This is a genomic window from Bifidobacterium tibiigranuli, assembly GCF_022655035.1.
GTDB classification, from domain to species: domain Bacteria; phylum Actinomycetota; class Actinomycetes; order Actinomycetales; family Bifidobacteriaceae; genus Bifidobacterium; species Bifidobacterium tibiigranuli_A.
Map to the genome: position 1 here is coordinate 1 of NZ_JALCUA010000006.1, position 13,064 is coordinate 13,064.

Annotated in this window: 12 protein-coding genes; 3 read left to right on the forward strand and 9 right to left on the reverse strand. The window is 60.0% G+C overall.

Translation table 11 applies throughout. The annotated features are described in order from the left end of the window. The coding region (locus LKK40_RS07060) for a hypothetical protein (RefSeq protein WP_304310048.1) at positions 1–324 on the forward strand (324 nt) is incomplete at its 5' end. A 258-nt stretch (positions 325–582) separates the two neighbouring features. On the opposite strand, the gene LKK40_RS07065 is transcribed toward LKK40_RS07060, so the two are convergent. Both LKK40_RS07065 and LKK40_RS07070 read right to left on the reverse strand, forming a co-directional pair. Then, positions 583–993 carry a DUF6069 family protein gene (locus LKK40_RS07065; RefSeq protein ID WP_273296382.1) on the reverse strand — a complete coding sequence of 137 codons (411 nt, stop codon included), beginning with the start codon at positions 991–993 and terminating at the stop codon, positions 583–585. A gap of 47 nt (positions 994–1,040) precedes the next feature. Next, complete coding sequence (locus tag LKK40_RS07070) at positions 1,041–1,223, reverse strand: hypothetical protein (RefSeq protein WP_273296380.1); 183 nt, start codon at positions 1,221–1,223, stop codon at positions 1,041–1,043. 28 nt (positions 1,224–1,251) lie between these two features. Between LKK40_RS07070 and LKK40_RS07075 the strand changes: the two genes are divergently transcribed. Further along, positions 1,252–1,689 (forward strand): MarR family winged helix-turn-helix transcriptional regulator, encoded by a 438-nt coding sequence (locus LKK40_RS07075; protein ID WP_273296378.1) that lies wholly within the window; start codon positions 1,252–1,254, stop codon positions 1,687–1,689. A 984-nt stretch (positions 1,690–2,673) separates the two neighbouring features. Next, positions 2,674–3,684, forward strand: coding sequence for a ketopantoate reductase family protein (locus LKK40_RS07080; protein WP_273296377.1), 1,011 nt, complete (start codon positions 2,674–2,676; stop codon positions 3,682–3,684). Positions 3,685–3,839: 155 nt separating this feature from the next. On the opposite strand, the gene LKK40_RS07085 is transcribed toward LKK40_RS07080, so the two are convergent. From LKK40_RS07085 to LKK40_RS07115, 7 genes are all read right to left on the reverse strand, one after another. Then, a complete protein-coding gene (locus tag LKK40_RS07085) occupies positions 3,840–4,403 on the reverse strand; it encodes an FMN-binding protein (RefSeq protein ID WP_304310049.1) in 564 nt (187 codons plus the stop codon). Positions 4,404–4,729: 326 nt separating this feature from the next. Then, positions 4,730–5,530 (reverse strand): ABC transporter ATP-binding protein, encoded by an 801-nt coding sequence (locus tag LKK40_RS07090; RefSeq protein ID WP_304310118.1) that lies wholly within the window; start codon positions 5,528–5,530, stop codon positions 4,730–4,732. A 125-nt stretch (positions 5,531–5,655) separates the two neighbouring features. Next, on the reverse strand, positions 5,656–7,167 hold the full coding sequence (locus LKK40_RS07095) for an ABC transporter permease (RefSeq protein WP_304310119.1): 1,512 nt from the start codon (positions 7,165–7,167) through the stop codon (positions 5,656–5,658). A gap of 106 nt (positions 7,168–7,273) precedes the next feature. Beyond that, entirely contained in the window at positions 7,274–8,662 is a 1,389-nt protein-coding gene (locus tag LKK40_RS07100; RefSeq protein ID WP_304310050.1) for an ABC transporter permease, read from the reverse strand. A 15-nt stretch (positions 8,663–8,677) separates the two neighbouring features. Continuing rightward, complete coding sequence (locus LKK40_RS07105) at positions 8,678–9,952, reverse strand: DUF2318 domain-containing protein (RefSeq protein WP_304310051.1); 1,275 nt, start codon at positions 9,950–9,952, stop codon at positions 8,678–8,680. Between the two features lie 199 nt (positions 9,953–10,151). Beyond that, a complete protein-coding gene (locus LKK40_RS07110) occupies positions 10,152–10,790 on the reverse strand; it encodes an iron transporter (RefSeq protein WP_273229040.1) in 639 nt (212 codons plus the stop codon). Between the two features lie 142 nt (positions 10,791–10,932). Next, positions 10,933–12,894 carry an FTR1 family iron permease gene (locus LKK40_RS07115; protein ID WP_304310052.1) on the reverse strand — a complete coding sequence of 654 codons (1,962 nt, stop codon included), beginning with the start codon at positions 12,892–12,894 and terminating at the stop codon, positions 10,933–10,935. Positions 12,895–13,064 lie beyond the last annotated feature (170 nt).

The window sequence follows — 13,064 nt, forward strand, 5'->3', positions numbered from 1 at the left end:
GTCGAAGACAGTCTCAATAAGCGTATCGACAGCGTCGAAACTAACCTCGGCAAACGCATCGATGAAAACAGCAGTGACATTCGAGCCCTAGACGCTAAACTCAGCAGCGAGATTCAGGCCACGAATGCGAAACTCAGCAATGAGCTCATCGCCATCAATCACCGTTTCGATGTCGTCAACCAGCGTTTCGACTCTGTCAATCGCCATTTCGATGTCGTCAACCAGCGTTTCGATTCCGTCAATCGCCGCTTCGACGTTGTCAATCAGCACCTAGACTCTGTTAATCAGCGCATCGACAAGGCTTTCAACCTCACCATCCAGTGACGCTTCACCATTGCGAGGTCCATCTCGGCTTCATGGCGAGAAGACAATCGTTAGGATGCTGTCATGACAGAATTCGATGACCAAGGATGCAAGATCTGCAGGCAGCAGTGGCTGTCCGGCTCGCATCCGCGGGAATTGTTTAGCTGCGCGCCGGAGCATGCGACCTTCTATCAGTGTGATGCATGCGGAGCATACTGGGAGGAGACGGAAAGGTACGCCGCGCAGGTTAACCAGAACCGCGTCCGCAAATGCCAGGCCCTACTTGAGGCGCTGCGGGCGCGTACCTAAATACCATGCTGCTCCGGCGATGATGTGCATCGGCGCAAGCCACAGGCCAGATGCGCCGCCTACGATGGTCAGCGGCGCAATCGCCGTAAGCGCTGCCACGATGCCTCCAACCACCGGCGCTATCGTGCCGACCCAACGCCAGTAAGGCAGCACAAGCCAGACGATCAGCCCGGCAAGCACAATCGGGACAAGGGATGCGACAATTGGCTCGTAGGCACCCATGGGCTTCCCGAAGGTCGTAATGGTGGTGCCGGTTGCGCCTGCGAGGAAGAACACGACGAGGTTGGCGATGGCCGCAATAACCGCTGCGGCAAGGAGCCGAAACAGACCGAATGAGCGCTTCGGTTTCGGGGAATTTGTGGGCGTAATGCTTGCTGTCATGGTAGCTTCCTTCCGTCGCCTGATGCATGTTCACATTCAGCGGTATCTCATACAACAGTGCTTGATCCAACAGTGCCTAATTCAACAGTGCTTGATTCAACAGAGTTCAATTCAATGTTGCTTATTTCAGCAGTGCCTAATTCAACAGTGCTGAATTCGCCAATACCCGATTCTGCAATGCCAAATTCAATATACTCAAATATTATATAAGTCAAAACTTGACTAGTCAACTATTTATGCTTCGCGTAATATCGAAGCATGGCAATTGCGCAACGCACGGGAGACACTCCAACACCTCAAGAATCGCGCGAGCTAGCTCGGCTCGTCGTACAGGCGGCAACGAACGCTCGGCAGGGATTCGCCAAATCGGCGCACGGCTTCGGCATCCCCATCGCGCTGTGCCGCGCGCTCCTGCTGCTTGACGAGCCACGCTCGATGCGCCACATCGCCGAGCAGCTTGGCTGCGACCCCTCGTACGTCACGTCGCTGGCTGATCAACTTACCGAATATGGCCTCGCCACGCGCACAACAGGGAGCGATCGCCGGGTCAAACTCATCGCCGCCACAGATGCCGGCGCAGCCTTGCGCACGAAATTAGCGGCAGCCGTCTCCGGCGATGCGGCGTTCGGTCGCCAACTCACCGCCGAGCAGCGAGCTCAGTTGAAAGATCTCCTGACGCTCCTGCTTGAGCCATAACCATGAGCCATCCCACGCACCAACAAGAAATCTTTCACTTCCGAGACGACCAAAAAACAAACGGAACTCGCCTCCAAACTGCCGACGCACGATACGCCTGCACCATGTGCCAGCTCAGGGTCAAGGGCGGACGCCGGCTCGTCGAACGGCATGAGCTGGGTTCCAGCGCCAGTACGCGGGCAATCGCCACATGCTGCTGCTGTACGCCGGAAAGCTGTCCGGGATGCGGATTCTGAGTCATCCGATCAGATATACGCGAAAAGCCTTATCGCCAATAGGTCTCTGCGAGGCACCAGAGGTTACAAACCGGCACTTTCACAACGTATGCGACCGAAAAACGAAATAGTTGCGCTGTTGGTGCAACGATACAGGAGCTCACTGCCAGTCATTCAGCATTTTCTGGACGATTACATTGCAACGTCTGAAAACACCAGCGTCTACTCCTGCAGCAAATTTTCAGCAGACCCATTCATACGAATGCCCGACAGAAAGTGTCGGAAATCCAATCAATTGCGTTATTGGATTGCTTTTGCGGATTGCCTGCGTGAATTGCTTCACGGATTGCGCCGAGCAGCCCTGCGACTGCACAGCCGAAATACGCGGCTGCTTGTGGCACATAATCTAGACTAGAGTCCAGTAAGCTTATGTTTTCGACATCGCTTATTCGCATAAACTCTTCGTCACTTTGGGGCGGGGGCTGTCTGCGCCCGCGTTTGGACGGGTCTGCACGAATGGGATGTTTTCAGCTTCAGCGTCTGGTCACGGTGCTAGCGTGAGGCGCGTGCTCATAAGGCCATCGCCGCCGTCCTGCGACCCTCACCGGGTCGGGACCCAAGGGGAAATTCTCCACGGCAATTCAGCGAACGGGGCTCAGCCGCATTCCGGCTGATCGCTGAGACAATCATTATTCCCTCATTACTGCGAGCGCGTCGACGCAGGAGCTCCGCGCCCGCTTAGCCATCAGACATCAGAATGGAGCATCTTATGAAATACACAGTCATTGGCGCAGGAGCTATGGGATACCGCTACGGAGTACTGCTGCAGGAGGTGGCCGGGCTTGACGTCGACTTCATCGATGCCTGGCAGCCCAACATCGACGCGGTGCGCGAGCAGGGCGGCGTCTATGTCTCCCGCGATCACGAGAACCGCCACCTCGTCCCTGTCAATATATATACGCCCGAGGAATATCACGGCGAACCCGATGTGTGGATCGTATTCATGAAGCAGATGCAGCTGACCGACATGCTCAAGCGATGCGCCCATCTGTTCCGCCCGGACCAGTATGTCTTCAGCGCCATGAACGGCATGGGGCACATCGAGAAGCTGCAGCAGTACTTCCCCGACCAGCACATCGTGGGCGGCACCGCTATGATCGCTACCGTGCTCAACGGCCCCGGCGACGTCGATTTCATCGGCAAGTCCGGCGCCGGCGAGATGCACATGTGCAATCGCACCGAGCAGGCCGACGACATCACCCGGAAGATGGAGGCCGACTTCCGCGCCGCCAATCTGAACCCGGTGCTCACCGACAACTTCATGGGCACGCTTATGGCCAAGGTGGTCTTCAACGCGGTGGTCAACACGTTGTGCACGATGTTCCGCGTGCAGATGGGCCAGTTCGCCGTCTATGAGGGTATCCCCGAACTATCGCGGATGATGCTGGACGAAGCCTACGACGCCTGCGAGCGCGCCGGCATCCAGCTTATCTCGACCCGGCAGGAAGAGGTCGAATCGATCGACTATGTCAGCCGCGTTGCGAATCCGCTGCACTACCCGTCCATGTATCAGGACTTCTCGAAGGGCCGCAACACCGAGATCGACTACATCAACGGCTACATCGCCAGGCTCGGCCGCGAGAACGACTACATCTGCCACGTCCACGAGTTCGTGACCAAGCAGATGCATCTGGCCGAGACGATGCGCCAGTTCACCGACGCGTCGGTCGTGGCGGACGCGCAGCCTGCCGCTACCAAGCCTGAACTCGCGCTCGTCTGAGAACCCGGGCGACCTAGAAGTCACAGTCAAACTCACTCGCTGCTGCTGCCCCTTTTGTGACGCTAATTCGTGATATCCGTCACGAAAGGGGCAGTGTCCCCTGAGTAATGCCCTTTTCGTGACGCTTACCGGTGGCCAGCGTCACGAAAGGGGCCTTATTGCACCGAAGCTTGGGTGCGGGCGTTGTCGAGAGCGTCGTTGAAGGCTTGGGTGGTCCAGCTTGCGCCGGCGACCTTGTCGACTTTGAGGCCTTTGAGCGGTTTGCCGACCACCACGCCCGGGATGGCTTCGATGAACGCGGCCTGATGCTTTTTGGAAATGTCGTTCGAGGTGTGGCCGACGACGGTGACGCCAGTGATATCGCCCTGGGCGACCTTGACCGTCACATCGATGGCGTCCTTGCCTGAGGGGTCAGGCTGATTATCGACGTTGTATGTTCCGTCGCGGTATTTGCCGGTGTCCTGCGCCTTGGCGTCATTGCCCGCGCCGCCTGCGCCGTTTGCCGAAGCCGAGGAGCTTGGTGCGGCCATCGATTCGCCTGAGTTGCCCTGATATGCGCCGTCGGCTGGTATGGCGTCCTTGCTGCCGCACCCAGCGAGCAGCGTCGTGGCCGCGATCAGCCCGACAGCGGCAACCGTGGCTGACTTGACGCCTGCGCTGCCCGACTTGTGAGCCGTGATCGTCGGACCCCGCCGCTGCGATTCCTTTTCGTTCGCCATGTTCCACTCCTTATATATATGTCTTTATCGCGTTCATGCTATAGCACCCTCGCCGTGATGGGAAGTCGCAAGGCTATCTCGCTTATGTGAGGCGTTAATGGCGTGCTGCGGAGGTCTATCTACGTTACGTGAGGCGCTAATTCTTTGGTACCTCAAGTATTGATGGCTGAAAATGGCGGTTTAAGTCGTCTGATACTCGGCCTTCCGCAAAATAGCGCCTCACATAACGAAGATAGACCTCCGCAAGGGTGAATTAACGCCTCACATAACGTAGTTACACCTGTATGCGCTGCGGAACGGTATGTTCCCCACAGCACGAGTACCTCTTATTCCGACAGCCCGGCGGTTTTGGCCTTTTTGGTCGGATCAGTGAAATCGACTGCTGCGCCCTCGCGCTGCGCATCCTGCGCGCTGGAGCCGGTGAAGGCCGGGCGGCCGCCCGACTGCTCGTAGGCCGATTTCGCCTGTTCGTCGTTCCACCGCTCGCCGACCAGCACGCCGTGGTTGAGCATGATCTCGCGCTCAGCGCAGGAAGCCACCAGGGCGTCATGCGTGACGACGATGATCGTCGTGCCCTGGCCGTGCAGCTCGCGGAAGAGATCGAGCACGATGCGCTCGTTGGTCTCATCGAGGTTACCGGTCGGCTCGTCGGCCAGAATCAGCTTGGGATGGTTGATAAGCGCCCGCGCGATGCACACACGCTGCTGCTCGCCGCCCGACAGCTCGCCGGGCAAATGATGCGCGCGGTCCTTGAGCCCGACGTGGTCGAGGGCTTCCAAAGCCTGCTGCTCATCCACAACGGAGTGGTAGTACTGCGCCATCATCACGTTTTCGACGGCGGTGAGATGCGGCACCAGATAGAACTTCTGGAACACCAGCCCGATGACGTTCTTGCGCACATCGGCCAGCTGCGTGGCGTTGAGGTCTTCGAGCCGTCGGCCTTCGAGCGCGACCGAGCCGCGCGACGGCGCATCCATGCAACCGATGATGTTCATAAGCGTGGTCTTGCCCGACCCCGACGAGCCGACGATGGCAAGCCACTCACCCTCGGGCACGGTCAGACTCAGGTCGTCCACGGCGTGCAGATCGCCGTAGATCTTGGAGATATGGTCAAGTTCAAGCAGCATATCGCTTCCTTTCGCAGTGTTCATGGTTGCGGCGTTCGTGACTGTGGTGTTCGTGGCTGTGTCTGCCTTCGCGGCGTTCATGGTTGCGGCGGTCGATGCGTTATTCATAGTCATGGCTACTTCCCTCATTCCTCCCGCAGCACTACTGCCGGGTCGATTCGCGTGGCCCGCCGCACCGGCGGGATGGAGGCGGCGACAGCCACCAGCACACTTAGCGCTATCGAGGCTGCGCCGAGCGCCCAGTCGAATTCAATGACGCGGTGGAATACCGTCAGGCCGAGCACTCGCGCGAATCCGTAGCCAATTCCAGTGCCGATAAGCCCGCCAAGCAAGCCATACAAAGCCGATTCGGCGTGAAATTCCAAGCCGACGCCGCGCGAAGGGGCGCCGAGGGCTTTGCGCAGGCCGATTTCGTTGCGCCGCTGGGACACAATCGAGGAAATCGTCGTGCCGACGCCGACCAAAGTCAGCACGAGCACCACAACCGAGACAATCCAGAACAGGGTCTGCAGCATGGTGATGATGCGCTGGTTCGACGAGGTGATTTTGGTGACCTGCTGCGCCTTGGCGCCCAGAGCCGTGTCGCGGTTGATGCTTGCGACAAGGCTGGTAAGGCCGTTGCCCGACGCATCCGAGGAGTATTCGATGACATCCGCGCCGCGCGTGACGCCGGTCAGCGCGGCCAGATCGGAGGCCTTGGCATAGACGATCTCGTCCTCGCTGCCGCCGGTCGATACGATGCCGGAGACGCGGAACTGCGTGCCTTTGGTGTCCAGAATGTCCGTGGAAGCGCGGCCATCGGTACCATTATTGATGGAACCGCTGCCGCTGCTGGTGCCGCCGGCAGAACTGCCGGAGGAATTGCTGCTCGAACTGCTGCCACTGGCAGTTCCGCCGGCAGAACTGCCAGTGGAACTGCCGGAACCCGTACTGCCGCCGTGATTATGGGCGCTGTGGTCCATGCCAGACATTCCAGACATGCCCGACATTCCAGACATATCGCCTGTATTGGAGCCACTATCCGCATTGCCGTCAGCAGCAGCATTTCCGCTGCCGCCAGACGTGCTGCTCGGACCGTTCGAGGAGTCGCCGGAGGAAGCGCCGCCAGACACGCCATTCGCCCCGTTATCCGCAGCGCGGTAGCCAATCGTGACATATGAGCCGACGCCGAGGCCGAGCGCGTTGGCCGCGTCGTGACCGAGCATCACACTGCCTGTGGAAGGCCACTGGCCCTCCACATCCCAATGCCGGTTGAGCGCCTTCGTCGCAATGGGGTCGATGCCGGCCATGACGTACGGCGCGGCGTTGATGCGCACGTTTTCGTAGCGGTACGAGGCCGAGCGCGCGGGGGCGGCAGCCGTCACTTTCGCGCTGACCTTGCCGGCCGCCGCAGCGCTGATGCCTGTGCTGCCGGACTGGTGGGATTGGGCAGCCACAGCAGCAGGCGTCACGATGAGATTCGCGCCGTAGGAGCGCATGTCCTCGGTCATCTGCTGCGGCACGGCGACGCAGACCGCCGCCAGGCAGAACAGCGTCGCAGCGCCCACAATCGAAGCGATGACGGCCATTATGGCCCGCGAGCGCCTACGGAAGACGGCGCTGAACAGCATCACGAAGAACATGCGACGATTCGTCATCGCATGGCGGCGCTGGCTGCGCGCCGAACGCCGCTTCTGCCGCGCCGTGCCCGAAATCTGCCCAGTCGACGAATCATGAGCATTGTCAATATTGTGCGTTTGACGATCAGCGGCCATGAAGCACCTCCGCGGGACGCAGGTTCAGAATCGAGCGAATCGACGAGAACGAAGCAATGAGAATCGTAACGGCCAGCAGCACGAACACCAGTACGAAGACCATAGGCCGCATGGTGATGCCGGAGCCGAAGACCACATGGCCGACCAGCTGCGCCAGCGCCGACCCCAGACCAGCCCCGGCGAGCGCACCGACCATCGAAATCGCGGCTGTTTCGGCGAGCATCAGCCGCGAAACCGCGCCATCGGTGGCCCCGACGGCTTTGAGCAGCGCAAGCTCGGCGCTGCGTTCGCCTATCGATGCGGCCATGAGGTTTGCCACGGCGACGGCGGCCGCAATCAGACTCAGCACGGTCATGAGCATCATCACCGCCTGCGTTTTGAGCATCACGTCACCCTGCAGCGCCGAAACCTGCCGCACCTGCTTGGCGACCGCGCCGGGCAGCACCTCCTCGATCTGATAGGCGATGGACGAGGGATACGCGGTGCAATACCATGTCTCCCATTCCTCCTGGCTGAGCGCGGCCGGGTTCTTCGCCGCCTTGCGCGCCAGATCGTTCTCCGGCGTGGTCAGTGCCTTGACTTCGATGCGGTCGATCGAATCCGGCAAATCAGCCAGCTTCTGCGCCAGCGCGGACGGCATGTACACCGAGCCGTTATCGGTGTCGCCCGAGTCATAGACTCCTGTGATGGCAAGCGTTTGCATGGTGTGCGCGCCGGTGGCGGTCGTCTTGTGCAGCATCAATTCGTCGCCGACGCCCAGGTGCAGCCGTGCGGCCAAGTCCTTGCCAATCATGGCCTGCGCCTTGTCGTCCTTGGGCCAGCTGCCTTCGACCTTCCACCAGGAGCGCAGGCCTTGCACGCCCGCGACGGTCGATTCGCCGGTGGGCAGGTGCAGCGTCTTGTTGAACCAGGTGCCGACGATCGGCACCGAAACCGTGCCGGCAGTAGTACCAGCGCCGCCCCCAGAGCCACCGGCCGAACCAGAGTGAGCACCAGCATCGGAATGAGCACCGCCAGCCCCCATACCGCCCCCCATAGCCTCGGCATGAATATTGAGCTGCGGCGCGAAATCGGTGATATTGAAGGCCCAGAAGGTCGTTTTAATCTTCGGCACGTCCGATTCCTTCAGGAACGACGTCGGATCGGGCTGCGCGCCCTCGGTGTTGTACAGGTCGGAGACGACCGCGTCGGATTTGGGCTGGACGGTGATATTCGAGCCGTAGGACGACAGCTCCGCGTTGAGCTTGTCGCCGACATCAAAAACGACGCCGAGCATCGCCACCGCGATGGTCGCCGACAGGCACACCGTCACCGCGATAAGCAGACGCCGCCGCAATTGCCGGCTGAAGGAGCGCAGAATCATTCGCAGGAAAAACATAGCTAATCACTCCTTTCAATGCTGGAAGTGCATGGACAGGGCGTCGAGATCCGCCGTGTGAATCGTAATCGCGCCGTGCCCTGCCTGATAAGGGAACGGAATGGGATTGCAGCCGCCTTTGAAACCGATGGTGGCAACGTTGATTGCCACATCACAGCGTTTGCAGATGATTGTGCCGTTCTGCTCGTAGTAGCCCGCATCGCCGCAGTTCTCGCACGCATCAAGGCCGACGCCGTAGGCCCCGCCATTTTTCTTGATGATGATGAAGCGCATCACCGTGCCGTCCTTGGCCTTGTATTGGAAGCGATGAAGATGGCCGTCCGAAATCTGATCGAAGCGGATTGTCGCGATGTCGCCCTTGAGCGAGTAGGACTCCGGCGGCGAAAGCGTAGGCACTTTGTTGACTTCGGCGACACCGGCAGTCAGCGCGACCGTAATGCCAATCATGGCGACCAGGCTCCAAACACCTGCGGCTTTGGCGCGACGGCGCAGGGCCTTGTGCGTGCGCTCGACAGCCTCGTTCGGGCCGGCGAGCGGGAGTCGGAAGCCGGCCGCAATCGAGGCAGCCGCAGGAATCGCGAAGACGAGGCATTGCGTGATCACCAGCGCCATATCATGATTCGCGGCCAGAATCAGCACGCGGAAGGCCGAGCCGTGCAGCACCACCAGCATAAGCGACATCAGCAGCGAAAGCAGTTGCGTGAGGTGGCGTACCAGCAGCACCACCAGCATAAGCGATGCGGCGAGCAGGAACGTGCCGCGCGTCGCCGTGGTACGCAGCGTGCGGAATATGGCCGCAGCCACGACGGCGGTGGCGATGCCGAGCGCGAAGCCAAGCGCGCGCAGCAGCATGGCCGACGAGACTGGGGCATCCCCGGTCTCCACGAAACTCGTGAGCTGCATAAGCACATCCTGCAGCGCGAAAAACGTCGTGCATGCGATGCCGAGCGCCGCGATGAAGTTCGCCGCGTGCAAGCGTTTCGGATGCTGGTGCCAATTCGATGTCAGCCGCTTCGAGCGCAGCGCAACCGCAATCAGCAATGCATCGCAGATAACGCAGGCGATGAGCACCACGAGATTCACATCCGAGCGCCGCGTGATGATGACCAGCGTGCGCAATACCGTGAACGCCACGGCTGCCGCCAGCCCCGCAAGCAGTCCAAAAAGCCGCCAATGCCGGCTGATTGGCATATCGCGGCCTTCGCCGACGCCGAGCAGCACGCTCATCGTCATCGTCAGCAGCGCGGGGGCAAGCATCCCCGGAAGCGCCTGCACATATTGCTCAAGCATCCGTCAGCCTTTCCCTTGAGTTCGTGGTGAGTAGTTTATGATGTGTGGTGTGTGGTGTGAATAGGTGTGTGGCGGCGGCGTGTTGCATGGTGTTGTACGAAAGTGCACGGGGTGAATACGCCGAAAGGCTGGACGAGGACCGTCACCCGGTTTTCGCCCAGCCGAACGGCCGCGATTCGATTCGCTCACTTTGCGAGGCTCACCACTGGTGAACGGTGTAATCCCAGTCGTATGTAGCCGTAATCGGTTCGGTCCAGAAGCGGCCCTTCACGCCGGTGTCGGGGTCGACGTGCAGCGTCCAGCCGTTGGTCTGCGGGCTGAAGATCGTGAAGGTCAGCTTGTATTGGCCGGCCTTGTCGAGCTTGAGATTCGCGCCGTAATGCGGGCCGTCGTCGGCGTTCATCTCCATGAACGTGCCCTCTTGCGTGTTGCTCGCGTCGTTCTTGTCCTCGATCTTGTACTTCACGGTGAGCTTGGGGATGAACTCGCCGGTGCCATAGCCCAGCTCGTTGTTCTTCAGCGCGTGAATGTCGGCTTCGAGATGCAGATTCGAGTCCGCCGCCGACAGGCCCATACCCGCAGGGTACATGTCGACCGGCTGGAAGTAGACCGCGCCGATGTTCAGCGGGAACTTCTGCTGGTCATCGCCAATCTTGATCTCCTCGAACTTGGGGGCCGCCTGCGAGCTGCTGTCCGACGCGGCGGACTTCGAACTCGAGGATTTCGCGGCTCCGCCATCGGACGCATTGTTCGCGTTGCCGCATGCGGATAGGGAGAAGGCCAGCGCGCCGGCGACGACCAGTCCCAGAAGGCCGGAGAGGGTCTTGTTTTTCATTATCTTCTTCTCTTTCTTGTCGTGTGGATTCGTGGTGAATCGCAACATTGGTAGTGATGGAAAAATTGTGTTGGCGGAAAATTGTGTTGGCGGGAAACTGTGTTGCTAGAAAGAACTGTGTTGCTAGAAAACAGCGGGACTTGACTTATTGCGGCGACGATTGTTCTGATTGCTTTAGCTGCTCCGACTGCGACGATTGCTCTGGTTGCGATGATTGCTTCGGCAGCTCGTTCGAAGCCACCGCGCGTTTGCGACGTTCCTTGAGCGCATAGGTCGCGAACGACGCAACGACCGCAATCGCCGCAAGAATCTGGGCGATAATCGTCTCCCAGTAGGGATACAGCCCAATCCAGTCGTTGGTGGGCACGCCGGGAATATAGCGTCCGCTGATCAGCGTGCTCTCGATAAGCGAATGCACGCCGCCGCCCGCGAACGTAATCACCAGCAGCGCCATCAGAATCGAAGTGACCATGAAGAACGGCCGCAGCGGAATCTTGACCGAAGTGAAGCGCAGCAGCAGGAAAATCACCACGAGCACCACGGCCGCCGACAGCCCGCCGGCCCACATGCCCGCCGAATCGCGGCTCATCGAGTAGATGCTCTGGTAGAACATCACGGTTTCTGCGCCTTCGCGGAACACCGCGAGGAAGCTGAGCATCGCGAGCGAAATCACGCCGCCGAATGTCATGCGCTGCTGCGAGGTCACGCTGTCGACTGCGGCGTGCGCCTTGGCCGTTATGTAGCTGTTCCACGCCTCGACGCTGGATTTCGAGAGCATCCAGTTGCTCGTGTAGAGCAGCATGACCATCGCGATAAGTGCGACGACGCCCTCCATAATCTCCTGCTGCGGCCCGCTGCCGCTGAACAGCAGCCCGAAGAGCAGCGCCACGATTCCCGAGCCAATCAGACCAGCGACCACGCCGACGTAGATCCAGACCACCAGGCGGCGGTTGCCGGATTTGACGAGATACGCGATGATCGCGGTCACGACCAGCAGGGCTTCAAGCCCTTCTCGAATCAGGATGACGAAGGCCTGGCCGAACGCGCTGGTGACGAAGCGCGTGAAGCCGTTCCCCTGATTCGCGCTGCCGCCATCCAGCTTCGCCGCATCCTCGGCAAGCATGGATTTGAGCTGATTGACCAGACCGGTGGTATGGCTTATCGGATCGCCGTCGAGTATGGATTTGCGGATTTCCGCGAACTGGTTTTCAATCAGCGATACACGGCTGCCGCTGATCGCGTTCATCACATTCTTCTCGAAACCGAGCTTTTCGTAGTACTGGTAGTAGGCTTCATTGACCTTGTTGATGCCAGCCCGCTTGTCGCCGCTGCGGGCCTGCTGCACAGCGCTGTCGAGCACTGTGCCCATCTCCTTGGCGACCTGCGCCCAGGACCGATTGCCCTTGCCGTTGAAGACGCCTTTCTTCTCGGATTGCAGTTTCTTGCGCTGCTGCTGGGTCACTTTGGTGCGCGCAGCGGCGTAATCGCGCGGGTTTGCAAGGTTTGCCGTCGCGTCGAGGGTTTTTGCGCTGCCGGTGAGCTCGCCCTGCAACGCGGCGATTTGGGTCTGCAAGTCCGCCTCGTGGCCGGGAGCGTAGGTGAGCTGCTGAATTGACTGGAACTGCGCGGCTTGCGTCTGCTGACGGTCAGCGCCCAAGGTGTCGCGCGCGACCATAACGAAATTGCTGGCAACATAGCCGACGTTGTAGGCGGTGCTGACGTCGGAGTTGGCGGTGCTGGCGTCGCCCGAGGCGTACGACTTGAGCGCGGCATCGAGCTGCGCGTTGATCTGGGTGGCGACTGCGTTCCAGCTTGCGTAATCGGTGGGGTCGGCGGGAGCAGAAGCGGCGGAGGCAGGAGTGGTTTTGTCTGCAATCGGCCTGACGGCAGCGGTTTCATTGGCGGCAGTTGTCATGCTGACTTCCGCCGCAGCCGAGGCATCGTCTTTCCCGGCTACCGACGTGGCAACCGTATTTTGCGCCACATCCTGCGCGTAGGCTCGGTCGGTCGAAAGTCCAGCGACGAGCATCGAGGAGCATACGAGCATCAGCGCGAAGGCCAGCGCGGCGAACGAAGCGCGCAACCGGCGGCGACGAGACTGGGGCATCCCTATTCCTCTCTCACATGACGCACCGGTGAAGGCACGTCCTCTGTGGAACAAGGTAAGGGAAAACGCAAGAAACCAACAGTCTTGACATTCGCGAAATTTTGTCGTATTTCAGAGTGCTTGTGCGGTGATTTTTGCGACAAAAATTCTCTGTATCGTCTCAATATGTG